Here is a 24934-nt window from a genome sequence, read left to right on the forward strand (position 1 = left end):
ACTTCCCGACTGGACACTGAATCGTCACCAATTCACCACATGTGCGCCATCGGCCCGTCAACGGACCTCCGGGGCGCCCTGACCGACCGGCCGACGAACCGTGCTCCGGACATGCCGATGGCCCCGCTCCTGGGCGGGAGCGGGGCCATCAGCGGGCCGGCAGGGCCGTTGGTCAGGGGGTCACTCGCCGGCGACGGGCTCCTCGGTGAGCAGCTCCTCGGTCGGCAGCGGCTCGGCCACCGGCTCGGGCAGCGCGGCCAGGTAGGCCGAGGCGATCAGCTGACCGAGGGTCGGGTAGGCGCCGAGTGCGGCCGCGCTCGGACAGCCGGTCTCCTCGCACGCCGCGAGCAGCAGGTCCTCGGGGGCCTCGGGGCCGATCACCAGCGGGGCCAGCGCCGGGCGCTGGGAGCCGGTGGCCCGCAGGTGCTCGACGGCACCGGCCACCGCGCCGGGCACGTCCAGGGCCGCGGCCACCACGGGCACCGCCAGGCGGGCGGCGAGCAGCACGCCGGTGATCCCGGCCGCCGCCGCGGCGTCCTCGCCGCCGACCGTGGTGAGCACCACGCCGTCGGCGGCGGTGGCGATCGCGAACAGCCGCGCGCGGTCGGCGCGGGCCAGGCCGGCCTCGGAGAGGCGCACGTGGACGGCCTCGGCGAGCAGCGGGTGGGGGCCGAGCACGTCGGTCACCTGGGCGCCGGTCCGCGCGGCCAGGGCGTGCAGCTCCGTCAGGTAGCCGTGCGGGCCGGGCAGCAGCGGCACCAGCACCGGGGCCGGCATTCCGGCCGCCAGTGCGCCGGCGACCAGGCTCTCGACCGTGTCGACCTGCTGGACCGCCGGGGCCGGGCTCGCCTCGGCCGCCTGCTCGGCGGCCTCGGCCTCGGTGCCGGCCGCCGCGCCGGTGTCGGCGGCGCCGGAGTCGACGTCAGCATCGGCCGCGGCGGAGGCGGTGGCGCCGGCCTCGGGCGCCGGGGACGGCGCGGTGGGCAGCCAGCCGGCCGCCGCCAGGATTCCGGGCTGCTCGCCGCGGAGGATCGAGAGCAGTTCGTCCACCACCGCGACCGCCTGCGGCGTCGCCTCGGCCGGGACGGCGAGCACGAGGGCCGGGGCGCCGACCGGCAGCTCAGGCCGTTCGGGTCGACGATGGCGCCCCCGCGCGCGGGAGCCTGGCGTGCGGACGGGTAGTGGCGCGCCCGGGATGGCTGCAGTGCTCATGGCGGAGATCGTAGGACATGCGCCGGACCATCCGGCATTCGGCTGCCGTTACCGCACGTCTGTCGCATATCCACCGGAATATCAGCAGCCGCCGCCTGGCCGGTGCGCCCGGTCGGCGGGCGGGCATTTCCGGGTAATCACTGACAAATCGCCAGCCCACTTCGATCAATGTGACGGAGTGTGAGGAATCGGCTGCGAAGTTGATCAATCGAACCCCCGTGTCAATGGTCGAACCGGTCAGCCTCTCCGGCCGTCCTTCAGACGCGGGGTCACGGTCAGTCTGCTGATTTGCTGTCATATGTCCGGATCGGGACATCCGATGGGCCCGCCAGGAGGCGGTTTGGTCACCTCCCGTACAGGCGGCTGCACGCGCAAAATCACATGCCGATGCACGTGCATTAGCGTTATCATTACGAGTAGTAAGGCATCCGCCCTGCCCGTACGAGCCGGAGGCGGCCGGCGGCCGGATCGGTTGGGCGCCGAGCAGTACGAGCACTCCAGGCTCTTGGGAGATTTCTATGCACCACACGTACAACGGCATGGCTGCTGCGGACCTCGATGGCGTGGTCTGGCAGAAGAGTCAGCACAGCAACTCCAAGGGGAACTGCGTGGAGTTCGCCGCCCTTCCGGACGGCGCGGTCGCGATGCGCAACTCACGCTTCCCGGACGGCCCGGCGCTCATCTACACCCGCGACGAGATAGCGGCGATGCTGCTGGGTGCCAAGGACGGGGAGTTCGACCACCTGGTGGCCTGAGTGGCCGATCGGGCCGGGTGGGGCAGGCTGGTTCGCGCCGTCGTGGGAGCAGGGGCCGCGACGGCGTTCGGCGTTGCGCTGCTGGGGAGTTGGCGCACGGCTGAAGGCGTGCGGCCGCAGTGGTGCCGAGGGGGAGCCGGTGTGGTGATCCGTTCCGGCGGGGCGTCGTGGACAGGCGGGACCCCGGGGCGGTGTTCGACCCCGGGGCGGCCGGTCGGCGCGTCCTGCGGGGTCCTAGGCGGAGCGGCGGTGGCGTCCGGCCGTCGTGGCCGGGGCTGATATGGAGTCAGCGATCGCGCTGGCGAGGTCGACTGACGGTCCGTCGGCCTGGAAGACCGCCCAGACCACCTTGCCGGAGCCGGAGGCCAGCGGGTGCCAGCCCCAGGAGTGGCTGAAGGAGTCCACCAGGTGCAGCCCGCGCCCCGACTCGGCGACGAAGTCCGCCTCCCGGGTGACCGGTCCGGCGATGCTCGGATCACTGACGGCACACACCAGTTGGGAACCCCGGTGGACCAGGCTGATCCGGATCGGCAGCCGTCCCTCGGCCGGCTGTCCCTCGGTGCAGCGTCCGGCGCCCGGCTGGGCCGGGATCGCGGAGAGGCCACCGGGACAGCCCTTGGCGCCCGGCAGGCTCGCCGCGGTGGGCTCGCCGATCGCGTGCCGGAGTGCGTTGGTCACCAACTCCGAGGCCACCAGGGCCACATCGTCGAAGAGATCGCCGAGTCCCCAGCGCTGCAGAGTGGTTCTGGTGAAGTCGCGGGCAGTCTTCACCGCGTCATAGCGGGGAGCGAGGGTACACGTCACGACGTCAGGATCGACGGCCAGGGCCGCACCGGTGCCCATGAAGAGCTCCTCCCATAAGGGGGCAGACACGGCTGGACCCGGCGGGGTCATGCCGGTCACCTCCGACTCGCTCGGCCGCTTCGTCCTCGCCCCGACCCGGCGTGCACGGTCGACAACGAAGCCCGCGGGGAATGTCCAGGGGCGTGCAACTGCACGTGCACCATCGTGCTCTGCGCTCACGGCAGATGCAAGAGTCGATTCACGTGCAGTCGCACTATTGGCATATGCAGACACCGGATGCACGTGCAGCGGAACGTGCCAATGGACGTGCTGATGGACGTGCCGATGCAAAATTGATAGATCCTTCTGCCACTACAGGCACTGTGAGCGGCCAAGTGATGGCAGACTGTGCGCTGTTTTCCCGACGCGGAGGTTCCCACGGCATGACCACAGTGCAGCCAGGCGGCGGATCCATGGTGCGCCGGATCCTCCTGGGCTCCCAGCTGCGCCGACTGCGCGAGAGCCGCAACATCACGCGCGAGGACGCGGGCTACGCCATCCGCGCCTCCGAGTCCAAGATCAGTCGCATGGAGCTGGGTCGGGTCAGCTTCAAGGAGCGCGACGTCGCGGATCTGCTGAGCCTCTACGGGGTGACCGACGGGGAGGAGCGCGAGTCGCTGCTCGGCCTGGTCCGGGAGGCCAACAAGTCCGGCTGGTGGCACAGTTTCAGCGACGTGCTGCCGGGCTGGTTCCAGACCTACGTGGGCCTGGAGGAGGCCGCCTCGCTCATCCGCACCTACGAGGTGCAGTTCATCCCCGGCCTGCTGCAGTCCGAGGAGTACGCCAGGGCGGTCTTCGGGCAGAGCCGGCCAGTGCTGAGCGACGAGGAGATCGAGCGCCTGGTCGGCCTGCGGCTGCGCCGCCAGAAGCTCCTGACGGAGGGTCAGGGGCCGCGCCTGTGGGCCGTGATCGACGAGGCGGCGCTGCGCCGTCCGGTCGGCGGCCCCAAGGTGATGCGCGGTCAGCTGCAGTACCTGATCGACGTCGCCGAGCAGCCCAACGTGGTGATCCAGGTGATGCCGTTCCGGTTCGGCGCGCACGCCGGCGAGAGCGGCGCCTTCAGCATCCTGCGCTTTCCTGAACAGGACCTGGCCGACGTGGTCTACCTGGAGCAACTGACCAGCGCGCTCTACCTGGACAAGCGCGACGACGTCGACGCCTACGTGCAGGTGATGGAGCGGCTGTGCGTGGACAGTCTCACCCCCGAGAAGACGGTCGAGCTGCTCGCCTCGATCCTCGCCGAGAACTAGTGCCGCGTCAGGCAACCTTCGCCCCGTCGCGACGCCCGGCACGCACTCTCGCCGCACCGGCCGAAAGCCCAAGTACGTCCAGTACGAGGACTTCCGGCCGGCACGCCGACAGCACGCACCGGACGCCGCTCCTTGACGGGCAAAGGCTGCCTGACGCGGCACCAGGGTCCGTCTGACAAGCCCCGGGGCCTGTTCGGCCGCTCCTGCCGGGCGCTACTCCGAGGCCTCGTGCGGCTGCCAGTGCGGCTGCGCGGGTGCCTGCGGCTGCGGCGGGCAGCCCAGCTCCCAGGCCAGCGAGTAGCGGGCGAACAGGGCGGCCCGGATCGGCGGCAGCGGGGTCTGCGCCCCGGGCAGCAGGACGCCGATGCAGCCGCCCATCAACGCGCTGCGCAGGACGGCGTGTTCGGCGATCGGATCGCCCGCCCCCCAGTCCGCCAGCACCTCGCGCAGGATGGTGCCCAGCTGCTGCTGCTCGGGGTCCTGCACGAAGCCGCCGATGTCCGGGTCGAGGATCAGCGCCAGGTGCGAGCGCATCACCCGCGGGTGGTTCAGGGCGAGGTGGAGCACCGCGTCGATCGCCGTGGCCAGCCGGTGCTGCGGTGAGGCGCCGGACGGCAGTGCCTCCAGCGCGGCGGCCAGCTCCAGGTGCATCAGGCGGTGGGTGGCCGACTGCATCAGGAGTCGTTTGCCGTCGAAGTAGTACGACACCAGGCCGCGGGCGAGCCCGGCCCGCTCGGCGATGTCGGCCAGCGTGGTGGCGGCGTATCCGTGCTGGTCGACCAGTTCCACGGTGGCTCGCATCAGCCGTCGCCGGGAGCGCAGCCGCATCTCCTCGTTGACCGATTCCCCGCGAGGTGCCATCGTGTCAGCTCCGTACTTTGGTTGGCTCTCGGTCAATATACGTGGCCAGGAGCGGCCCAGGCATACGTCCGAGGCGAAGGCGGACGTCGGCCGGGGTACGGAAACCCAGGTGCGGGTCTCACCAGAACGGGGGACTGGTGAGACCGGCACCACCGCGCGGCGAGGGCTCGGCGCGCGGTGGCTGGTCAGCAGGCTGCCGACCGGTGGAGACCGGTCGGCAGCCGCCGCATGTCCAGGTCTTGGTGATCAGACCTTCTCGGTCAGCGTCCGGCCAGCGCCCGCCTCGGCGTTGACCCGACCGTAATCGTAGTCCGGCACGGCGGGCGGGGTGACGGTGCGTCGGCGGTCCAGCACCGCGCCGCTCGCGGTGACCACCAGGCTGATCAGTGCGACCCCGGTGACCAGCAGCAATCCCGGTCGGTAGCCGTCCAGTTGGGCCTGCGGGCTGGTCCCGCCGTGGCTGCCCGCGGTGATCACCGCGGTGGTGACGGCCAGCACCAGCGCGTTGCCGATCTGCATGGCGGTGTTGACCAGGCCGGAGGCCAGCCCCTGCTCCTCGTCGGCCACGCCGTTGGTGGCGGCGATGTTGGCGGAGGGGTAGAAGAGCGCGAAGCCGATGCCCAGCAGCACCATGGTCGGCAGCACCAGGGCGGCGAAGGTGCTGTGGGTGTCCAGCCGCAGGAAGAGCGCGTAGCCGATCACCATCGCCAGGCTGCCGAGCGGCAGCAGCCGGCCGGTGCCGTAGCGGTCCACGATGGCGCCCATCCTGGTGGAGGAGAGGGCGACCAGCGCGCCGGCCGGCAGCAGTGCGAAGCCCATCTCCAGAGCCGACCAGCCGAGCAGTCGCTGCAGGTAGAGCGCCACGATGAACTGGAAGCCCGCGTAGGAGCCCATCAGCACGAAGGCCGCCACATTGGCCCGTGCGACGTTGCCGTTGCGGAAGATCCCGAGCCGTACCAGCGGGTGCGCGGCGCGCTGCTCGATCAGCAGGAAGGCCGCGCCGAGCACGACCACCGCGAGCAGCGAGCCGATGGTGCGCAGGCTCGCCCAGCCGGCCCCCTGGGCCTCGGTGACGGTGAAGACCAGCAGCAGCAGCGAAGCGGTGCCGGTGATCGCGCCGGCCACGTCGTAGCCGCCCTCGGAGCGCTCGTGCGGGTGCTTGGGCAGCAGCTTCAGCGCGAACACCAGCGCGATCAGTGCGACCGGGACGGGCATCAGGAAGGTCCAGCGCCAGCCCACCGAGGTGAGCAGGCCGCTGATCACCAGGCCGAGCGAGTAGCCGCTGGCCCCGCAGGTGGTGAAGATCGACAGCGCCTTGTTGCGGGCCGGGCCCTCGGGGAAGGTGGTGGTGATGATCGACAGGGCGGCGGGCGCGGTGAACGCGGCGCTGGCGCCCTTAAGGAAGCGGGCGGCGATCAGCAGCCCGCCGTCGCTGACCACGCCGCCCAGCAGCGAGGCGGCGGCGAAGACCGCGAGCGCGATCAGGAAGACCCGGCGGCGGCCCAGCAGGTCGGCGGCCCGGCCGCCGAGCAGCAACAGACCGCCGTAGCCCAGCACGTAGCCGGAGACCACCCACTGCAGTGCCGACGTGGAGAGCTTGAGGCTGGAGCCGATGGACGGCAGGGCGACGCCGACCATCGAGACGTCCAGGGCGTCCAGGAAGAGGGCGGCACAGAGAACGATCAGGGCGCCCCAGAGCTGGGGGCTCCATTGGAGCTGGTCGGACGGACGGTCAGATGTCTGGACAGTGCTGGCTGTTGGCGCACGGTGGCCTGCGGAGGTCATGGCCCAAACAGTACATGCATGTGCATTCAATGCAAGTAAATATAATGTGAACTCATATAGTGCTCATGCATGTGGTAGCATGCGGGTGTGTCAGTACAAGACCCGGCCGAGACGGCCGCCCTGGTCTCCGAGTGGCGTGACCTGCTGGCCCGTCATGCGGCGACAGCCTGTGCCCTGGACCGTGAGCTGGGCGAGCACTTCGGGCTCTGCATGAGCGACTTCGAGGTGCTGGAGCGCCTGGCCGAGGCCGCCGACCTGCTGCGGGTGCAGGAGCTGGCCGAGAAGGTCCATCTGAGCCAGAGTGCGCTCTCCCGCCTCATCGGCCGCCTGGAGAAGGCCGGCCTGGTCGAGCGGACCATGTGCGACCTGGACCGGCGCGGCATCTACGTCCGGCTCGCGCCGCTGGGCCAGGAGCGCTACGAGGCGGCCCGGCCGCTGCACCGCGAGGTGCTGGAGCGGATGCTGCTCAAGCGCCAACAGCCCAGCTGCGGCTGACTCCCGAGCCGCGCCGACCGCTGCTCCGCCACCTCCCGATCCGTACGAAGCCGCCCCGGTGGCGCGCCTCAGTGCAGCGCGCTGAGGCCCGGCAGCACCGCGAGCAGCAGCACGCTGCCCGGCGCCGCGAGTGCCGCCGCGGTCAGCCGCAGCCGGGTGAGCACGGGCAGCCGCGGCCGGCCGGCCAGCAGCCGGTCCACCCGGCGCGGCGCCTGGGCCAGCTGACCGGGGACCGGGCCGCCGGGGCAGGACGCGAAGACGCCGCGCCCCGCATTGATCTCGACCATCGCGTGCGCCGTGATCAGTCGCCCGTGCCGGCGGGCGGCCCGGTCGTCCGCGGCCAGCTCCACCAACTCGCCCACCTGGTCCCGGAACGCGCTGAACACCCCGACCCCGGGGAAGCCCGCCGCGAGCGCCTGCGCGCACTGCGCCAGCCAGTGGTGCCGGGCCCGGACGTGGCTGCGCTCGTGGCTCAGCACCGCCGCCAGCTCCCGGTCGGTCAGCCGGCTCAGCGCCCCGGTGGTGACCACCAGGCGGGACTGCGGTCCGGGCAGCGACCAGGCCTGCGGCTGGACGTTCTCCAGCACTACCAGGCGCTCGCGGCGGGCCGGAAGATCTCCGGCGGCGGCCGGCAACTCGGGTGCGCGGGTCGCGAGTTCGGCGTGCCGGTGGCCGCGCTCGGCGCGCGCCGAGCGGATCTCACGGGCCAGCGAGAGCGCGGTGCGCAGCCCGCCCAGCGCCAGCAGCGCCGCGCAGAACCGGCCCCAGCCTTCGGCCTCGCCCAGTCCGTACGCCGCCTCCACGCCGCGCGGCGCCCCGGCGAAGAGCAGGGTGCGCACCTCGGGCAGCGCGGCCGAGACGGCCAGCAGCAGGCTCAGCAGGCAGCAGAGCAGGACGGCGATCACCAGGCACTGCCACACCAGCAGCGCGAGCACCGGTTCACGCTCGGCCCAGCCGGCCCGGGTCAGCAGGAGTGGCCCGGCGGTGGCGAGCAGCACGCCGAGCAGCAGCAGGCCGAGCAGGGCCGTCATGGCAGTGGGTCCCCCCAGATGAAGGTGTGACCGGACACTGCGGCTCAATCTAGGCGCTCGGTGGACGGCGTGGAACGGCCGCTCCCCGGCAGTGACCAACGCCACGCGGGCGTACTGGTGAACGCCGGGCAACGCCGCCGGGTTCCCGCGCGGAGCAAGATTTCGGGCGCTCGCCGAGCACTCGCCGAGCACTCTCCAGGCGCTCGCCGAGCACTCGTCGGGTACTCAGAGCACCAGCAGCATCGCGAACATGCCCACGCCCATCGCGAGCCGGCAGGCCTGGGGCAGCGGGCCGCCGAGCACCACCCGCCCCGTCGTTCCGGTGGCGCCCGGCCGGACCGGCACCGTCAGCAGCCGGCTGCCCGCCCAGAGCGCGTAACAGCCGAAGTAGACCAGCAGCAGCCCGGTGACCGCGGGTCGGCCCATCGGCATCACCATCCCCGCGTGCTGCTGCGGTGCGCCGCCCATCGCCAGTGCCATGTAGGCCATCGCCGCCGCGCCGACCGCGTGGTGCAGTCGGTGGGCCCGCCGTCCGCCCGCCCCGCGGCCCGCCGCCGCGCCGAGCGAGCCCGCGCAGAGCAGGCCGAAGAGCGCGACCCAGAGCGCGGCCGGCAGCCGGTCGCCGAGCGCGATCATCGCGGCGGTGCCCAGGCCCATCGCGGCCTCCACCGCGTCCGAGCCGCGCCCGCCGCCAGGCGCGGTGCGGGGGGTGAGGTGCAGCCGGATCAGACAGATCCCGCCGGTGCCGGCGGTCAGCAGCGCCAGCAGCCAGCTGAGCACAGCCGGTCCGTACATGCCTCCCCCTCCGTCCCCGCCGCGTGCGCGCGCCAAGCGGAACGGGGGTACCGACCACGATCACCCACGGCCACGGGTGCGGAGCAGGGCGTGCACAGGGGCGCACTGAGGTGCGCCGGTGGCACTGGGTGGAGCCGCGCGCCGGGGGCGGGGCCGGGCAGGTCGGCGGGGCGGGCCGACGGTCGGACCCGGGCGGTCGGCACGGCCGACTGGACCTGTGCGCTGGCGATCGCGTCACAGGAGCGGAGAGAGTCGTTCCGGTCGGGCGCCCGCCCCCGGCGGGCCAATCCGGGCGTCCGGCCTGGGCGTTCAGCGGCCCGTCACCGGAAGGAAATCGGGCATCTACCCCATCGAGTGGAGATTCTCTCATCGAACCCCCCTTGAACAGGAGAACCTTTCGTCCTTATCGTGTCCTTGATTCAATAACTTCTGTCGAAGCAGGTCCCCGATGCAGAATCTCTCGTCGAAGCTCGCGGTGGCGGCCGACCGTCCGGCGGCGCCCCTCTCCGACCACCCCGCCTGGCAGCGGCTGAAGCAGACCGTCGAGGAGCTGCGCCCGCTGCAGTCCAAGGACGGCTCGATCGACCTGGCCGCGGTCCAGCGGCAGACCGTCGACCCGCTGCTGGCCACCGTGCTCGACGCGATCGCGGAGCTGGCACCGCTCTTCCCGCACGACGCGGCCTACCTGGAGGCCGTCCAGGCCGACCTGCGCAAGTGGGCCGACACCGGCTACCGCGAGCCCGACTTCCTGGACTCGCTGCTCGCCTTCCAGCCCGCCGCCGAGCGGGTGGACGGCCTGCAGCACCTGGTCGTGTTCCCGATGTACACCCAGAACGGCAACCCGGACCGCAACCTGGAGGCCGTCCTCCTCGAGGTGGTCTGGCCCGACTGGCTGGCCGAGCTGGAGCGCACCCGCTTCGACAACCCGATGTTCGTGCCGATCACCTTCGTCGACTTCACGGCGGGCTACGACACGAACTCCGCGGTGCTCTTCCCGGAGACCGTGGCCGTCCGCAAGGCCCCCGAGCGGTTCACCTGGGGCGGCATCTTCTGCGACCGCGAGGCCGCCCGGTTCCGCGCCGTGTCCACCTCGGCCGTGCGGCTGCTCGGCCTGGACATCCCCGCCGACGCCGCCGAGCTGATCGCCGACCAGGCCCGCTCGCAGCAGACCTTCGTCCTGTGGGACCTGGTGCACGACCGCACCCACAGCCACGGCGACCTGCCGTTCGACCCCTTCATGATCAAGCAGCGCAGCCCGTTCTGGATGTACGGGCTGGAGGAGCTGCGCTGCGACCTGACCGCCTTCAAGGAGGCCGTCCGGCTGGAGGCCGAGGGCTACCCGCAGGGCCGCGACGTCCAGTACGCGATCCTCTTCGACCGGATGTTCCGCTTCCCCGTCACCGGTGGCCGGGTCCGCAACTACGACGGCATGGGCGGCCAGCTGCTCTTCGCCTACCTGCACAAGCACGACGCGCTGCGCTGGCGCGACAACCGGCTGAGCATCGACTGGGACCGGGTCGCCGAGGTCACCAACGCCCTCTGCGGCGAGATCGAGGCGCTCTACCGGGCCGGCATCGACCGCCCCAAGACCGCCCACTGGATCGCCGCCTACGAGCTGGTCTCCCGCTACCTGACCCCGCACCCGGCCTCCACCTGGGCCAAGGGCCCCGAGGCGCTGCCGCTGGACCTGGACGGCAAGGCGCTGAACAAGGCGCTGTGCGACGCCGTCCACCCCGACGAGTTCCCGCTCAGCATGTTCTACGAGGCCCTGTCGAAGAAGCTCAGCGGCGTGATCGCCGCGACCACCGGCATCACCGGTGCCGGCGTGACGGAGGTGGCCGCGTGAGCGCCCTGCAGGACAAGGTGATCGCGGTCGCCGGTGCCAGCGGCCCGGCCGGCCAGGCGACCATGCGCCGGCTCGCGGCCGGCGGCGCCGTGGTGATCGGCGCGGACATCGACCAGCAGCGCCTCGACGGTGCGCTCGCCAAGGTGCGCGAATCCGTGCCCGGGGCGCGGGTCAGCGGCCAGGTCATCGACCTGCTCGACCCGCAGGAGGTGCACGACTGGGCCGACCACCTGGAGGCCGAGCACGGCCACGTCGACGGCCTGTTCCACCTGGTCGGCGGCTGGCGCGGCAGCAAGAGCTTCCACGACACCCGGATCGACGACTGGGACTTCCTGCACAACACGGTGGTCCGCACCCTGCAGCACACCTCGCTCGCCTTCCAGCCCGCGCTGCTTCGCAGCGAGGCCGGCCGGTACGCGATCGTCTCGGCCGCCGCCGCGCACAAGCCCACCGGTGGCGGCGCCGCCTACGCGGCGGCCAAGGCCGCCAGCGAGGCCTGGACGCTCGCCATGGCGCACTCCTTCCAGAAGGAGACCACCGCCGAGGACGGCGTGCCGACCGCCGCGGCTGTCATCCTGGTGATCAAGGCCCTGGTCAGCCCCGAGATGCGGGCCGAGAAGCCGGAGGCGAAGTTCGCCGGCTTCACCGACACCGCCGACCTGGCCGACAACCTCGCGGACCTCTGGGCCCGCCCCGCAGCAGAACTGAACGGACAGCACCTGTGGCTGACAGCCCGATGAGCACCACCCCGTCCGGGACCGACGCGATCCGCCGCCACGACCCCGCCGTGCGCGGGTTCGCCAGCGACAACTACGCCGGTGTCCACCCGGAGATCCTGGCCGCACTGGCGGTCGCCAACGGCGGCCACCAGGTCGCGTACGGCGAGGACCAGTACACCGAGCACCTGCAGACGGTCTTCAAGAAGCACTTCGGCGAGCAGACCGAGGCCTACCCGGTCTTCAACGGCACCGGCGCCAACGTGGTCGCGCTCCAGGCGCTGCTGCCGCGCTGGGGCGCGGTGATCGCCGCCGAGAGCGCGCACATCAACGTCGACGAGTGCGGCGCCCCGGAGAAGATGGCCGGGATCAAGCTGCACATCGTCCCCACTCCGGACGGCAAGCTCACCCCCGAGCTGATCGACCGGCAGGCCTACGGCTGGGACGACGAGCACCGGGCGGCCCCGCTCGCGGTCTCCATCACCCAGAGCACCGAGCTCGGCACCCTGTACACCGCCGAGGAGGTCCGGGCGATCTGCGAGCACGCGCACGAGCGCGGCATGCTCGTCCACATGGACGGCTCCCGGCTGGCCAACGCCGCCGCCTCGCTGGGCCGGCCCTTCCGCGAGTTCACCACCGACGCCGGGGTGGACGTGCTCTCCTTCGGCGGCACCAAGAACGGCCTGCTGCTCGGCGAGGCCGTGGTGGTGCTCAACCCGGAGAAGGTCCGGAACCTGAAGTACCTGCGCAAGATGTCGATGCAGCTCGCCTCGAAGATGCGCTTCGTCTCGGTGCAGTTCGAGGCGCTGCTCACCGGCGACCTCTGGCTGCGCAACGCCGGGCACGCCAACGCGATGGCCCAGCGCCTGGCCACGGCGGTCGGCGCGATCGACGGCGTCACCCTGGTCCGCCCGGTGCAGGCCAACGCCGTCTTCGCGATCCTGCCGCGCGAGGTCAGCGAGCGGCTGCAGAAGCGTTACCGCTTCTACTTCTGGGACGAGCAGACCGGCGAGGTGCGCTGGATGACCGCCTTCGACACCACCGAGGCGGACATCGACGCCTTCGCGGCGGCGATAGCGGAGGAGCTGGGCCGGGGCCTCTGAGTCCTTCCGCCCGCTGCTCGACTCCAGCCTTCGGCCGGCCGGGACACTGTCCCGGCCGGCCGAAGGCCTTTTCGTGCTGCCCGACCGCCGCTCGCGGCTCAGCGCGCGGGCAGCAGCGGCCAGACGTCCCGCTCGGCATCGGGCGCCCACACCACGTCCGCGTGGCCGTAGCCCGGCACCACCCGGTAGTCGACCCGCGCCCCGCCCGCGCGGATCAGCCGTGCGCCGAGGTCGTGATCGCCGCGCCCGAGTTCGGTGTTGATCCACACCACCTCGGCGCGGATCGCCGCCCAATCGATCCGGTACACCTCCTCGCGGCCACCCCACACGGCGGCGAGATCGCGCAGCAGGGCGGTCGGCTGCTCCCCGCTGCCGAGCCGGCCGACCGCCTCGGACCAGACGGCCAGCGGCGTGCGGTCCAGGGTGAAGCGGTCCTGCACCGCGGTGGCGCCGAACTCGAAGGAGCCGCTGCTGTGGCCGCGGTGGTAGATCCAGTTCGCCGGTCCCGGCAGCAGGTGGGTGCGGGTCAGCGCGTAGTGCAGCAGGGCGAGGTTGCCGAAGGCCGTGCCGGGGTGGCCCGGGCGGGGGAGCGGGCTGTCACCCGCGGGGTCGGCGGCGGCGCGGGCGAACAGGCCCTTGAGGCCGGGGTCGACCGTCCAGTGGCCCGCGGCGAGCTGCTCCTGGAGCGCATCGGTGAGCGCGCCGGCGCGGGCGGCGAGCTCGGGTTCGGTGGCCGGGTCGTAGGGCCCGGTGGTGTCGAGGACGAGGACGCGTCGGGGGTGGGCGTCGGGCTGGGCCGCCGTGTCCAGCGCCAGGGCGGCGCCGGCCGAGTGTCCGAGCAGGTCGTAGGGGAGGCCGAGCGCCTCGTCGACGGCGGCGAGCACCTGCCGCACGTCGCGGCGGTGGGCGGCGAGGCCCCACTCGGCACAGTGCGGGCCGGTGCTCTCCGTGGTCAGCGCGTCCTCGCGGGGCGTGATGCCGAGGACGAGGTGGCCGCGGGCGGCGAGGAATCCGGCCAGACCGCCGCCGTCCTGCGCGGTGCAGTAGCTCGCCCGGACATTGAGACCGCCGCCGGGGAGCAGGACGGCGACGCTGTGCGGTACCGCCGTCGCCGGATCGGTCACCAGGTCGACCACCAAGGGCGCGGTCGAGTCCGGCAGGACGAGCTGCCAGTGGCTGCTCCGGTTCGGTGTCGCCGCCCCGTCGATCGGGACCGCTTCGGCACCCAGCGCCGCACTCAACCTCTTGACCATGTCCATGGCCATTCCTCCCTCGGGTCGGCCCCCAGAATGCCGGACGAGGCGATTTGCTTGTGGCGGGCTGCTGCCCGTACAGTTCCGGAGTCGCGCCGAGAGGGGCGGCAGAGTGAAGTCGGGAAGATGAACTTCGGTAAATCGGAGTGAAACTGATCTGATAAGCTCGAAACACGAAAGAACGAAGCGCCCGGAGAGCTTGCGAGAGCGGCTTGAAGGAAGCGTCCGTTCCTTGAGAACTCAACAGCGTGCCAAAAGTCAACGCCAGATATGTTGACATCCCCGGCCTCGATCGCTTGATCGGGGTTGGAGATTCCTTTTGAAGTAAAACACTAGCGAGGACGCAGTGCGCGAGGCCACCCTATTCCGGTGGTTGTCGTGCCGCTCAACGCGGGTGTCGACCCGATTACGGGTAAACATTCACGGAGAGTTTGATCCTGGCTCAGGACGAACGCTGGCGGCGTGCTTAACACATGCAAGTCGAACGGTGAAGCCCTTCGGGGTGGATCAGTGGCGAACGGGTGAGTAACACGTGGGCAATCTGCCCTGCACTCTGGGACAAGCCCTGGAAACGGGGTCTAATACCGGATACGACCTTCCTCTGCATGGGGGTTGGTGGAAAGCTCCGGCGGTGCAGGATGAGCCCGCGGCCTATCAGCTTGTTGGTGGGGTAATGGCCTACCAAGGCGACGACGGGTAGCCGGCCTGAGAGGGCGACCGGCCACACTGGGACTGAGACACGGCCCAGACTCCTACGGGAGGCAGCAGTGGGGAATATTGCACAATGGGCGAAAGCCTGATGCAGCGACGCCGCGTGAGGGATGACGGCCTTCGGGTTGTAAACCTCTTTCAGCAGGGAAGAAGCGCAAGTGACGGTACCTGCAGAAGAAGCACCGGCTAACTACGTGCCAGCAGCCGCGGTAATACGTAGGGTGCGAGCGTTGTCCGGAATTATTGGGCGTAAAGAGCTCGTAGGCGGCCTGTCGCGTCGGATGTGAAAGCCCGGGGCTTAACCCCGGGTCTGCATTCGATACGGGCAGGCTAGAGTGTGGTAGGGGAGATCGGAATTCCTGGTGTAGCGGTGAAATGCGCAGATATCAGGAGGAACACCGGTGGCGAAGGCGGATCTCTGGGCCATTACTGACGCTGAGGAGCGAAAGCGTGGGGAGCGAACAGGATTAGATACCCTGGTAGTCCACGCCGTAAACGTTGGGAACTAGGTGTTGGCGACATTCCACGTCGTCGGTGCCGCAGCTAACGCATTAAGTTCCCCGCCTGGGGAGTACGGCCGCAAGGCTAAAACTCAAAGGAATTGACGGGGGCCCGCACAAGCAGCGGAGCATGTGGCTTAATTCGACGCAACGCGAAGAACCTTACCAAGGCTTGACATATACCGGAAACGGCTAGAGATAGTCGCCCCCTTGTGGTCGGTATACAGGTGGTGCATGGTTGTCGTCAGCTCGTGTCGTGAGATGTTGGGTTAAGTCCCGCAACGAGCGCAACCCTTGTTCTGTGTTGCCAGCATGCCTTTCGGGGTGATGGGGACTCACAGGAGACTGCCGGGGTCAACTCGGAGGAAGGTGGGGACGACGTCAAATCATCATGCCCCTTATGTCTTGGGCTGCACACGTGCTACAATGGTCGGTACAAAGGGCTGCGATACCGTGAGGTGGAGCGAATCCCAAAAAGCCGGCCTCAGTTCGGATTGGGGTCTGCAACTCGACCCCATGAAGTTGGAGTTGCTAGTAATCGCAGATCAGCATGCTGCGGTGAATACGTTCCCGGGCCTTGTACACACCGCCCGTCACGTCACGAAAGTCGGTAACACCCGAAGCCGGTGGCCTAACCCTTGGGAGGGAGCCGTCGAAGGTGGGACCAGCGATTGGGACGAAGTCGTAACAAGGTAGCCGTACCGGAAGGTGCGGCTGGATCACCTCCTTTCTAAGGAGCACATGGCAGCTTCGGGCGAATGTCCTGGAGTGCTTGCTCATGGGTGGAACGTTGACTATTCGGCACACAGGGTTGGTTGTTTCCTAGTACTGCTTCGGCGTGGAACGGTTTCAGGTGATCTGGTGTGTCGGGCACGTTGTTGGGTCCTGAGGGAACGAGTAATCGTTGTCTCAGTGCCGGTCCCACGGACACGCCGGGTTTTTGCTTGGTTGTGTAGGTGGGTGTCTGGTCGTTGTTTGAGAACTGCACAGTGGACGCGAGCATCTGTGGCCAAGTTTTTAAGGGCGCACGGTGGATGCCTTGGCACTAGGAACCGATGAAGGACGTGGGAGGCCGCGATAGGCCCCGGGGAGCTGTCAACCGAGCTTTGATCCGGGGGTGTCCGAATGGGGAAACCCGGCAGTCGTCATGGGCTGTCACCCATACCTGAACACATAGGGTATGTGGAGGGAACGCGGGGAAGTGAAACATCTCAGTACCCGCAGGAAGAGAAAACAACCGTGATTCCGGGAGTAGTGGCGAGCGAAACCGGATGAGGCTAAACCGTTGTGGTGTGAGACCCGGCAGGGGTTGCCACTTCGGGGTCGTGGGAAAGTTCTTCGGTCGTCTGCCGGCGATCGGGTGAGTCAGAAACCGTATGGGTAGTCGAAGGACATGCGAAAGGTCCGGCGTAGAGGGTAAGACCCCCGTAGACGAAACTTGTACGGCTCACTTGAGCTTCTCCCAAGTAGCACGGAGCCCGAGAAATTCCGTGTGAATCTGGCGGGACCACCCGCTAAGCCTAAATATTCCCTAGTGACCGATAGCGGATAGTACCGTGAGGGAATGGTGAAAAGTACCGCGGGAGCGGAGTGAAATAGTACCTGAAACCGTGTGCCTACAAGCCGTGGGAGCGTCGTTGGTCAGCTTGCTGATCAGCCGTGACTGCGTGCCTTTTGAAGAATGAGCCTGCGAGTTTGCGGTGTGTAGCGAGGTTAACCCGTGTGGGGTAGCCGTAGCGAAAGCGAGTCCGAATAGGGCGGTTGAGTTGCATGCCCAAGACCCGAAGCGGAGTGATCTAGCCATGGGCAGGTTGAAGCGCGGGTAAGACCGCGTGGAGGACCGAACCCACCAGGGTTGAAAACCTGGGGGATGACCTGTGGTTAGGGGTGAAAGGCCAATCAAACTCCGTGATAGCTGGTTCTCCCCGAAATGCATTTAGGTGCAGCGTCACGTGTTTCTTGCCGGAGGTAGAGCACTGGATAGGCGATGGGCCTTACCGGGTTACTGACCTTAGCCAAACTCCGAATGCCGGTAAGTGAGAGCGTGGCAGTGAGACTGTGGGGGATAAGCTCCATGGTCGAGAGGGAAACAGCCCAGAACACCGACTAAGGTCCCTAAGCGTGTGCTAAGTGGGAAAGGATGTGGAGTCGCAGAGACAACCAGGAGGTTGGCTTAGAAGCAGCCACCCTTGAAAGAGTGCGTAATAGCTCACTGGTCAAGTGATTCCGCGCCGACAATGTAGCGGGGCTCAAGCACACCACCGAAGTCGTGTCATTCACAGAATACGCCCAACGGCGCTGTGGATGGGTAGGGGAGCGTCGTGTGCCGGGTGAAGCGGCGGAGGAATCCAGTCGTGGACGGTATACGAGTGAGAATGCAGGCATGAGTAGCGATACAAGAGTGGGAAACTCTTGCGCCGATTGACCAAGGGTTCCTGGGTCAAGCTGATCTGCCCAGGGTAAGTCGGGACCTAAGGCGAGGCCGACAGGCGTAGTCGATGGACAACGGGTTGATATTCCCGTACCCGCTTTGAAGCGCCAACGCTGAACCTCTGAATGCTAAAGCCGTGAAGCCGGCCCGGAGTCTTCGGACAATGGGACGTGGTGGAGCCGCTGATCCAACAGGGTATTAGGTGAGCGATGGGGTGACGCAGGAAGGTAGTCCAGCCCGGGCGGTGGTTGTCCCGGGGTAAGGGTGTAGGCCGAGTGATAGGCAAATCCGTCACTCATTAAGGCTGAGACCTGATGCCGAGCCGATTGTGGTGAAGTGGATGATCCTATGCTGTCGAGAAAAGCCTCTAGCGAGTTTCATGGCGGCCCGTACCCCAAACCGACTCAGGTGGTCAGGTAGAGAATACCGAGGCGTTCGGGTGAACTATGGTTAAGGAACTCGGCAAAATGCCCCCGTAACTTCGGGAGAAGGGGGGCCGGAACTGGTGGAGGCACTTGCTGCCCGAGCTGGGGCCGGCCGCAGAGACCAGCGAGAAGCGACTGTTTACTAAAAACACAGGTCCGTGCGAAGCCGTAAGGCGATGTATACGGACTGACGCCTGCCCGGTGCTGGAACGTTAAGGGGACCGGTTAGCTCTGATTCGTCGGGGCAAAGCTGAGAACTTAAGCGCCAGTAAACGGCGGTGGTAACTATAACCATCCTAAGGTAGCGAAATTCCTTGTCGGGTAAGTTCCGACCTGCACGAATGGCGTAACGACTTCTCGACTGTCTCAACCATAGGCCCGGTGAAATTGCATTACGAGTAAAGATGCTCGTTTCGCGCAGCAGGACGGAAAGACCCCGGGACCTTTACTATAGCTTGATATTGGTGTTCGGTTCGGCTTGTGTAGGATAGGTGGGAGACTTTGAAGCGGCAACGCCAGTTGTTGTGGAGTCGACGTTGAAATACCACTCTGGTCGTGCTGGATGTCTAACCTGGGTCCGTGATCCGGATCAGGGACAGTGTCTGGTGGGTAGTTTAACTGGGGCGGTTGCCTCCTAAAGAGTAACGGAGGCGCCCAAAGGTTCCCTCAGCCTGGTTGGCAATCAGGTGTTGAGTGTAAGTGCACAAGGGAGCTTGACTGTGAGACCGACGGGTCGAGCAGGTGCGAAAGCAGGGACTAGTGATCCGGCGGTGGCTTGTGGAAGCGCCGTCGCTCAACGGATAAAAGGTACCCCGGGGATAACAGGCTGATCTTCCCCAAGAGTCCATATCGACGGGATGGTTTGGCACCTCGATGTCGGCTCGTCGCATCCTGGGGCTGGAGTAGGTCCCAAGGGTTGGGCTGTTCGCCCATTAAAGCGGTACGCGAGCTGGGTTTAGAACGTCGTGAGACAGTTCGGTCCCTATCCGCTGTGCGCGTAGGAGTGTTGAGAAGGGCTGTCCCTAGTACGAGAGGACCGGGACGGACGAACCTCTGGTGTGCCAGTTGTCCTGCCAAGGGCATGGCTGGTTGGCTACGTTCGGGAGGGATAACCGCTGAAAGCATCTAAGCGGGAAGCCTGCTTCGAGATGAGCACTCCCACCTCCTTGAGAGGGTAAGGCTCCCAGTAGACGACTGGGTTGATAGGCCGGATGTGGAAGCCCTGTAAGGGGTGGAGCTGACCGGTACTAATAGGCCGAGGGCTTGTCCTCAGTTGCTCGCGTCCACTGTGTTGTTCTGAAACAACGACCTCCGCCAGGGAAAGAACGGGCGGGTTGCGGTCGACAGTTTCATAGTGTTTCGGTGGTCATAGCGTGAGGGAAACGCCCGGTTACATTCCGAACCCGGAAGCTAAGCCTCACAGCGCCGATGGTACTGCAGGGGGGACCCTGTGGGAGAGTAGGACGCCGCCGAACAATCATTCAGAGAAAGCCCCGCCCCGGGAGACCGGGTGCGGGGCTTTTTCGCGTTTGTGTCCGACTCCGGCGCACGACTGATTCGCGGCGGACCGCGTGGTGAGCCGGCGGCCGTTCCCGCTCGAAGGAGACAGGGAGACCAACCGGCGCCTCGCCGCCGCACTCGCGGCCGACCGCTGAGCACCGCTCGGCCCGAGCCGACGTCAGACGGCGCGCCTCCCGGTCGGGTGACGCGCCGTCGACAGTCGGACCGGCAGGGCTGCTCAGGCCCCCGCTGCCGCCCGCTTGGCGGCCTTCGCGGCCGCCTCCTGCTCGTCCTCGGCCTCCGCGACCTCCAGGGTCGGCGCGGTGCCGCCGAGGCTGGCGGGGAGCCACCAGGAGTCGTCCGGGCCGGTCGGCTTGGCGGGGTACTCGCGCTGGGCCCGGTCGAGCATCTCGCTCATCGCCGCCCGCAGCCGCCGCGTCACCATCACCGGCTTGTCCGTGGGCTCCAGGTGAATCGGTTCGCCAATCATGATGGTGACCGGGACGTGCCGCTTGGTCAGCGTCTTCGGGCGGCCCTTGGTCCACAGCTGCTGGGTGCCCCAGAGGATCACCGGCAGCAGCGGGGCACCGGAGTCGGCCGCCATCCGGGCCGCTCCGGTCTTGAACTTCTTCAGCATGAAGGAGCGGCTGATGGTGGCCTCGGGGAAGACCCCCACCACCTCGCCCGCGCGCAGCGCGCGCACGGCCGCGTCGTAGGCGGGCTGGCCGTCGGTGCGGTCGACCGGGATGTGCTTCATGCCGCGCATCAGCGGGCCGGAGATCCGGTGCCGGAAGACCTCGTCCTTCGCCATGAAGCGGGTCTTGCGGTCCCCGCCGCGGTAGGCGCCCAGGCCCGCGAAGAGGAAGTCCAGGTAGCTGATGTGATTGCTCACCAGCACCGCGCCCCCGGTCGCCGGGACGTGCTCGGCACCCGCGATGCTGATCCGGCAATCGAGCGCCTTGAAGACGGTCAGTGCCGTGCGGATCACTGGCGGGTAGACGAACTCTGCCACGGTCAGCCCTACTTCTGCTTACGGGCCCTGGCCCGGTGCGACGGCACCCGGGTCCGACCGCGTGGACCGGGCCTCCGAGGCGCGGCACGCCGCGGCTGACACGGGTGATTCTGGTGATGATGGTCCCCCGAAGGGGTGCCTTCTGTCATCTGGGCGTGCCCGGCGGGCGGGAGATTGTCATCACATCACTGATCGGCGTGGCCGGGAACTCCGCGGCGCCGCGGTCGGTAGCAGTCGAACATCCCGGCGCGCCGTGCCGCAGGACGGTGCGGCGCGGTGGCGGCCGTGGCGCCCGGAGCGCGGTGGCGCACACTGGGGCGCGTGACGGGACTGCTGATGCGCGCCACGGCGGCGTGCGGGAGGGACGAGACCGTGCTGCTGTCCGCCGCCGACCTGGGCGAGGGCGTGACGCTGGGGGAGCGGGCGACCCTGGTGCAGTTCTCCACCGCCTTCTGCCAGCCCTGCCGGGCCACCCGCCGGGTGCTCGCCGAGGTCGCCGGGCTGGTGGCCGGCGTGGCGCACGTGGAGATCGACGCCGAGCAGAACCTGGAGCTGGTGCGCCGGCTGGAGATCCGGCGCACCCCCACCGTGCTGGTGCTGGACGCCGCCGGTCGGGTGGTGCGGCGCGCCGCCGGCCAGCCGCGCCGGGCGGACGTGATCGCCGCGCTCGGCCGGGCGCTGTGACGGCCCGGACAGGCCCCGGACAGGACCCCGGGCCGGGCCTCGGGCCGGGCCCGGCGATCGTGCCGAGTCGCCCCCGTTGAGCTGGGCAGTTCGCGCCCGCGGGGACCGGTGGGGCGCGTACTGTCCAGGTCGAGAGCTTCGTCACAATGATCAGGGGGGATAACGCCCTGACATTGCGGCAAGATGTGGGCGACCGGTATTTAGATACTGACGAGTAACCAGAGCGGGATGCTGCCGAGTATGCTGCCGGAAGTGCCGGTCGGGGCAGCAGGAATGCGCTGTCCGTAGCGGGTGCCGCCCAGTGCGCACCCGTCCGTTGCACCGCCGCAGCCGCCGGACAAGACCAGTACAGGAGACAGGCCGTGAGCTTGAGGATCGTTGTCTGTGTGAAGTACGTGCCCGACGCGACCGGTGACCGTCGCTTCGCGGACGACACCACCACCGACCGGGACGCCGTGGACGGCCTCCTGTCGGAGCTCGACGAGTACGGCGTCGAGCAGGCGCTGCGGATCAAGGAGGCGGCCGGTGACGACGCCGAGGTGACCGTGCTGACCGTCGGCGGCGACGACGCCCGGGACGCGCTGAAGAAGGCCCTGTCCATGGGGGCCGACAAGGGTGTCCACGTCAACGACGACGACATCCACGGCTCGGACGTGATCGCCACCTCCGCGATCGTCGCCAAGGCGCTCGAGAAGACCGGCTACGACCTGGTGATCTGCGGCATGGCCTCGACCGACGGCACCATGGGCGTGCTGCCCGCGCTGCTCGCCGAGCGCCTGGGCCTGCCGCAGGTGACCCTGCTGTCCGAGGTCTCGGTCGAGGGCGGCACCGTCAAGGGCCGCCGCGACGGCGACGCCGCCACCGAGCTGGTCGAGGCCGCGCTGCCGGCCGTCGTCTCGGTCACCGACCAGTCGGGCGAGGCCCGCTACCCGTCCTTCAAGGGCATCATGGCCGCCAAGAAGAAGCCGGTCGAGGACCTGGACCTGGACGACCTGGGCATCGATGCGGACGAGGTCGGCCTGGCCGGCGCCTGGACCGCGGTCGAGACCGTCACCGAGCGTCCGGCCCGTACCGCCGGGACGATCGTCAAGGACGAGGGCGAGGGCGGCAAGCAGCTCGCCGGCTTCCTCGCCGCGCAGAAGTTCATCTGATCCCGCCGTCCGGACCCACGTTCCATCAGGAGATAAAGAATCATGGCTGAGATCCTGGTCCTCGTGGACCACGCCGACGGCGCCGTCCGCAAGCCCGCCCTGGAGCTGCTCACCCTGGCCCGCCGCATCGGCGAGCCCTCCGCGGTCGTCCTCGGTGCCGGCGCCGCTGCCGCCGACATCGCCGCCAAGGCCGCCGAGTTCGGTGCCGCGAAGGTGTACGTCGCCGACGCCGCCGAGTTCGCCGACTACCTGGTCGTCCCGAAGGTCGACGCGCTCACCCAGATCGCCAAGGCCTCCGGTGCCGCCGCCGTCCTGGTGACCTCCTCCGGTGAGGGCAAGGAGATCGCGGCCCGCGTCGCGCTGCGCCTGGAGTCGGGTGTCATCACCGACGCCGTCGACCTGGAGGCCGGGGCCGACGGCCCGGTCGCCACCCAGTCCGTCTTCGCGGCCTCCTTCCAGGTCAAGTCGAAGATCACCCGTGGCACCCCGGTCATCACCGTGAAGCCGAACGCCGTCGGCCCCGAGGCCGCCCCGGCCGCAGGTGCGGTCGAGAACGTCACCGTCGAGTTCACCGGCAAGGCCGCCAAGGTCACCTCGCGCACCCCGCGGGTCTCCTCGGGCCGCCCCGAGCTGACCGAGGCCGCGATCGTGGTCTCCGGCGGCCGTGGTGTCGGTGCCGCCGAGGGCTTCGGAGTGGTCGAGGAGCTCGCGGACGCGCTCGGCGCGGCCGTCGGTGCCTCGCGCGCCGCCGTGGACGCCGGCTGGTACCCGCACAGCAACCAGGTCGGCCAGACCGGCAAGCAGGTCTCCCCGCAGCTGTACGTCGCGGCGGGCATCTCCGGCGCGATCCAGCACCGCGCCGGCATGCAGACCTCGAAGACCATCGTGGCGATCAACAAGGACGCCGAGGCGCCGATCTTCGAGCTGGTCGACTACGGCGTGGTCGGCGACCTGTTCGACGTGCTGCCGCAGCTGACCGGCGAGGTCAAGGCCCGCAAGGGCTGAGTACGCGGGAGCCTGCGGCCCCCGAGGGGCCCGGGCCGATCCGGCACCGGTGCCGGCACAGGGCGTGATCCACCCAGTGGTGTGGATCACGCCCTGTGGCGTCCGACAGGACCGTAGAGTGCCGACGTGACTCTCTTGACGGCACTTCAGGACGGGCGCGGGGATTCGGCCGACGCGCTGCGGATCGACGGCCGGGAGCTCTCCCGCGAAGGACTGCTGGGGGCCGCCGGGGCGGTGGCCGCCCGGGCCGCGGGCGCCCGGGCGCTGGCCGTGCTGGCCCGGCCCTCGGCGGAGACGGTGACGGCGGTGGTGGGCGGTCTGCTGGCGGGCGTGCCGGTGGTCCCGGTGCCGCCGGACGCCGGGCCGATGGAGCGTTCGCACATCCTGCGCGACAGCGGTGCCGAGCTGATCGCCGGTGCGGGGGCGGCGATCCGCGAGGTGGCGGCCGAGGACGGCATCGAGGCGCTCCCGGTCGACCTCGCCGAGCGGCACGACTTCGGCCGCGGCGAGGCCGAGCCCACGGGCCCGGCCTTCGTGCTCTACACCTCCGGGACCACCGGGCCGCCGAAGGGCGCGATCCTCTCCCGGCGGGCGGTGGCCGCCGACCTGGACGCGCTGGCCGAGGCCTGGGCCTGGACCGCCGAGGACACCCTGGTGCACGGCCTGCCGCTGTTCCACGTGCACGGCCTGGTGCTCGGCGTGCTCGGCGCGCTGCGCACCGGCTGCCGCCTGGTGCACACCGGGCGCCCGACTCCGGCGGCGTACGCCGAGGCGGGCGGCACGCTCTACTTCGGGGTGCCCACGGTCTGGTCCCGGGTGGCCGCCGACGAGGCCGCGGCCCGGGCGCTGAGCGGTGCCCGGCTGCTGGTCTCGGGCAGCGCCCCGCTGCCGGTGCCGGTCTTCGACCGGCTGGCCGCGCTCACCGGCCACCAGCCGGTCGAGCGCTACGGCATGACCGAGACGCTGATCACGCTGAGCACCCGGGCCGGCGGCGAGCGCCGCCCCGGCAGCGTCGGGCTGCCGCTGACCGGTGTGGCCACCCGGCTGGTCGGCGAGGACGGACGACCGGTGCCCGCCGACGGCGAGAGCGTGGGCGACCTGGAGGTCAGCGGCCCGGTGCTGTTCGACGGCTACCTGAACCGCCCGGACGCCGAGGCCGAGGTGCGCACCGCCGACGGCTGGTTCCGCACCGGCGACGTGGCCACCGTCGGCCCCGACGGCTTCCACCGGATCGTCGGCCGGGCCTCGGTGGACCTGATCAAGAGCGGCGGCTTCAAGATCGGCGCCGGCGAGGTGGAGGCCGCGCTGCGCGACCACCCCGCCGTGGCGGACGCGGCCGTGGTCGGCACACCCGATCCCGACCTCGGGCAGGCGGTGGTGGCGTTCGTGATCCCGGCGGGGCCGGTGACGGGCGACCAGCTCACCGAGTTCGTCGCCACCCGGCTGTCGGCGCACAAGCGCCCGCGCCGGGTCGTGCTGGTCCAGGAGCTGCCGCGGAACGCGATGGGCAAGGTGCTGAAGAAGAAGCTGCTGGAGGGCTGACCGGCCGTCAGGGCCTGTCCGGGGCGGG

At 69.2% G+C, this 24934-nt stretch carries 18 protein-coding genes and 3 rRNA genes; 13 read left to right on the forward strand and 8 right to left on the reverse strand.

From position 1 onward, the window contains the following. Positions 1–180 precede the first annotated feature (180 nt). The gene (locus OG294_RS32695) at positions 181–1212 is read right to left on the reverse strand and encodes a hypothetical protein (protein ID WP_327070161.1); all 1032 of its coding nucleotides are present in this window, start codon (positions 1210–1212) and stop codon (positions 181–183) included. 518 nt (positions 1213–1730) lie between these two features. Here OG294_RS32695 and OG294_RS32700 point away from each other — a divergent pair. Continuing rightward, positions 1731–1967 carry a DUF397 domain-containing protein gene (locus tag OG294_RS32700; protein WP_184934102.1) on the forward strand — a complete coding sequence of 79 codons (237 nt, stop codon included), beginning with the start codon at positions 1731–1733 and terminating at the stop codon, positions 1965–1967. A 234-nt stretch (positions 1968–2201) separates the two neighbouring features. Here the strand turns inward: OG294_RS32700 and OG294_RS32705 are convergent, their stop codons facing one another. Continuing rightward, complete coding sequence (locus tag OG294_RS32705; RefSeq protein ID WP_327070162.1) at positions 2202–2810, reverse strand: ATP-binding protein; 609 nt, start codon at positions 2808–2810, stop codon at positions 2202–2204. Between the two features lie 383 nt (positions 2811–3193). Here OG294_RS32705 and OG294_RS32710 point away from each other — a divergent pair, with 383 nt between their 5' ends. Continuing rightward, a complete protein-coding gene (locus OG294_RS32710; protein ID WP_327070163.1) occupies positions 3194–4060 on the forward strand; it encodes a helix-turn-helix domain-containing protein in 867 nt (288 codons plus the stop codon). A gap of 213 nt (positions 4061–4273) precedes the next feature. Here OG294_RS32710 and OG294_RS32715 read toward each other — a convergent pair whose 3' ends face one another. Together OG294_RS32715 and OG294_RS32720 are read right to left on the reverse strand one after the other, a co-directional pair. Further along, positions 4274–4921: a TetR/AcrR family transcriptional regulator gene (locus OG294_RS32715; RefSeq protein ID WP_327070164.1), complete on the reverse strand. Its 648-nt coding sequence runs from the start codon at positions 4919–4921 to the stop codon at positions 4274–4276. 246 nt (positions 4922–5167) lie between these two features. Further along, positions 5168–6706: an MFS transporter gene (locus OG294_RS32720; protein WP_327070165.1), complete on the reverse strand. Its 1539-nt coding sequence runs from the start codon at positions 6704–6706 to the stop codon at positions 5168–5170. Positions 6707–6793: 87 nt separating this feature from the next. Between OG294_RS32720 and OG294_RS32725 the strand changes: the two genes are divergently transcribed. Next, complete coding sequence (locus tag OG294_RS32725) at positions 6794–7201, forward strand: MarR family transcriptional regulator (protein ID WP_327070166.1); 408 nt, start codon at positions 6794–6796, stop codon at positions 7199–7201. A gap of 68 nt (positions 7202–7269) precedes the next feature. On the opposite strand, the gene OG294_RS32730 is transcribed toward OG294_RS32725, so the two are convergent. Both OG294_RS32730 and OG294_RS32735 read right to left on the reverse strand, forming a co-directional pair. After that, a complete protein-coding gene (locus tag OG294_RS32730; protein ID WP_327070167.1) occupies positions 7270–8232 on the reverse strand; it encodes a M56 family metallopeptidase in 963 nt (320 codons plus the stop codon). Between the two features lie 225 nt (positions 8233–8457). Next, positions 8458–9027, reverse strand: coding sequence for a DUF5134 domain-containing protein (locus OG294_RS32735; protein ID WP_327070168.1), 570 nt, complete (start codon positions 9025–9027; stop codon positions 8458–8460). Between the two features lie 448 nt (positions 9028–9475). Here OG294_RS32735 and OG294_RS32740 point away from each other — a divergent pair, with 448 nt between their 5' ends. The 3 genes from OG294_RS32740 to OG294_RS32750 are packed head-to-tail and all read left to right on the forward strand — an operon-like array spanning position 9476 to position 12692. Next, positions 9476–10873: a DUF6421 family protein gene (locus OG294_RS32740; RefSeq protein ID WP_327070169.1), complete on the forward strand. Its 1398-nt coding sequence runs from the start codon at positions 9476–9478 to the stop codon at positions 10871–10873. Next, positions 10870–11613, forward strand: a complete 744-nt coding sequence (locus OG294_RS32745) for an SDR family NAD(P)-dependent oxidoreductase (protein WP_327070170.1) — start codon at positions 10870–10872, stop codon at positions 11611–11613. Before OG294_RS32740 ends, OG294_RS32745 begins: the two co-directional genes overlap by 4 nt. Continuing rightward, complete coding sequence (locus OG294_RS32750; protein WP_327070171.1) at positions 11610–12692, forward strand: threonine aldolase family protein; 1083 nt, start codon at positions 11610–11612, stop codon at positions 12690–12692. The genes OG294_RS32745 and OG294_RS32750 overlap by 4 nt, the downstream gene beginning before the upstream one ends. A 98-nt stretch (positions 12693–12790) precedes the next feature. On the opposite strand, the gene OG294_RS32755 is transcribed toward OG294_RS32750, so the two are convergent. Next, entirely contained in the window at positions 12791–13951 is a 1161-nt protein-coding gene (locus OG294_RS32755) for an alpha/beta hydrolase (protein ID WP_327070172.1), read from the reverse strand. A gap of 413 nt (positions 13952–14364) precedes the next feature. On the opposite strand from OG294_RS32755, the gene OG294_RS32760 reads away from it, so the two are divergent. From OG294_RS32760 to rrf, 3 genes are all read left to right on the forward strand, one after another. Next, a 16S ribosomal RNA gene (locus tag OG294_RS32760) occupies positions 14365–15886 on the forward strand. Positions 15887–16163: 277 nt separating this feature from the next. Next, positions 16164–19283: ribosomal RNA gene (locus OG294_RS32765) — 23S ribosomal RNA — on the forward strand. An 87-nt stretch (positions 19284–19370) separates the two neighbouring features. Continuing rightward, positions 19371–19487 (forward strand): 5S ribosomal RNA (rrf, locus tag OG294_RS32770). Together the 16S, 23S and 5S rRNA genes form the textbook arrangement of a ribosomal RNA operon. A 263-nt stretch (positions 19488–19750) precedes the next feature. On the opposite strand, the gene OG294_RS32775 is transcribed toward rrf, so the two are convergent. Further along, positions 19751–20524 carry a lysophospholipid acyltransferase family protein gene (locus tag OG294_RS32775; protein WP_327070173.1) on the reverse strand — a complete coding sequence of 258 codons (774 nt, stop codon included), beginning with the start codon at positions 20522–20524 and terminating at the stop codon, positions 19751–19753. 336 nt (positions 20525–20860) lie between these two features. Between OG294_RS32775 and OG294_RS32780 the strand changes: the two genes are divergently transcribed. The 4 genes from OG294_RS32780 (at position 20861) to OG294_RS32795 (ending at position 24906) form a co-directional block, all read left to right on the forward strand. Then, complete coding sequence (locus OG294_RS32780) at positions 20861–21208, forward strand: TlpA family protein disulfide reductase (protein WP_327071757.1); 348 nt, start codon at positions 20861–20863, stop codon at positions 21206–21208. Between the two features lie 362 nt (positions 21209–21570). Continuing rightward, positions 21571–22359, forward strand: coding sequence for an electron transfer flavoprotein subunit beta/FixA family protein (locus OG294_RS32785; RefSeq protein WP_442789264.1), 789 nt, complete (start codon positions 21571–21573; stop codon positions 22357–22359). 42 nt (positions 22360–22401) lie between these two features. Continuing rightward, the gene (locus OG294_RS32790) at positions 22402–23364 is read left to right on the forward strand and encodes an electron transfer flavoprotein subunit alpha/FixB family protein (RefSeq protein ID WP_327070175.1); all 963 of its coding nucleotides are present in this window, start codon (positions 22402–22404) and stop codon (positions 23362–23364) included. 126 nt (positions 23365–23490) lie between these two features. Then, positions 23491–24906 (forward strand): AMP-binding protein, encoded by a 1416-nt coding sequence (locus OG294_RS32795; RefSeq protein WP_327070176.1) that lies wholly within the window; start codon positions 23491–23493, stop codon positions 24904–24906. The last annotated feature ends 28 nt before the right edge of the window (positions 24907–24934 follow it).

The sequence above is a fragment of the Kitasatospora sp. NBC_01302 genome (genome assembly GCF_035976515.1).
GTDB lineage: Bacteria > Actinomycetota > Actinomycetes > Streptomycetales > Streptomycetaceae > Kitasatospora.

Bases quoted from the DNA above. Each gene is read 5' to 3' on its own strand.
- OG294_RS32695 (WP_327070161.1), bottom strand. From the start codon at position 1,212: ATGAGCACTGCAGCCATCCCGGGCGCGCCACTACCCGTCCGCACGCCA.
- OG294_RS32700 (WP_184934102.1), top strand. From the start codon at position 1,731: ATGCACCACACGTACAACGGCATGGCTGCTGCGGACCTCGATGGCGTG.
- OG294_RS32705 (WP_327070162.1), bottom strand. From the start codon at position 2,810: ATGGGCACCGGTGCGGCCCTGGCCGTCGATCCTGACGTCGTGACGTGT.
- OG294_RS32710 (WP_327070163.1), top strand. From the start codon at position 3,194: ATGACCACAGTGCAGCCAGGCGGCGGATCCATGGTGCGCCGGATCCTC.
- OG294_RS32715 (WP_327070164.1), bottom strand. From the start codon at position 4,921: ATGGCACCTCGCGGGGAATCGGTCAACGAGGAGATGCGGCTGCGCTCC.
- OG294_RS32720 (WP_327070165.1), bottom strand. From the start codon at position 6,706: ATGACCTCCGCAGGCCACCGTGCGCCAACAGCCAGCACTGTCCAGACA.
- OG294_RS32730 (WP_327070167.1), bottom strand. From the start codon at position 8,232: ATGACGGCCCTGCTCGGCCTGCTGCTGCTCGGCGTGCTGCTCGCCACC.
- OG294_RS32735 (WP_327070168.1), bottom strand. From the start codon at position 9,027: ATGTACGGACCGGCTGTGCTCAGCTGGCTGCTGGCGCTGCTGACCGCC.
- OG294_RS32740 (WP_327070169.1), top strand. From the start codon at position 9,476: ATGCAGAATCTCTCGTCGAAGCTCGCGGTGGCGGCCGACCGTCCGGCG.
- OG294_RS32750 (WP_327070171.1), top strand. From the start codon at position 11,610: ATGAGCACCACCCCGTCCGGGACCGACGCGATCCGCCGCCACGACCCC.
- OG294_RS32755 (WP_327070172.1), bottom strand. From the start codon at position 13,951: ATGGACATGGTCAAGAGGTTGAGTGCGGCGCTGGGTGCCGAAGCGGTC.
- OG294_RS32780 (WP_327071757.1), top strand. From the start codon at position 20,861: ATGCGCGCCACGGCGGCGTGCGGGAGGGACGAGACCGTGCTGCTGTCC.
- OG294_RS32790 (WP_327070175.1), top strand. From the start codon at position 22,402: ATGGCTGAGATCCTGGTCCTCGTGGACCACGCCGACGGCGCCGTCCGC.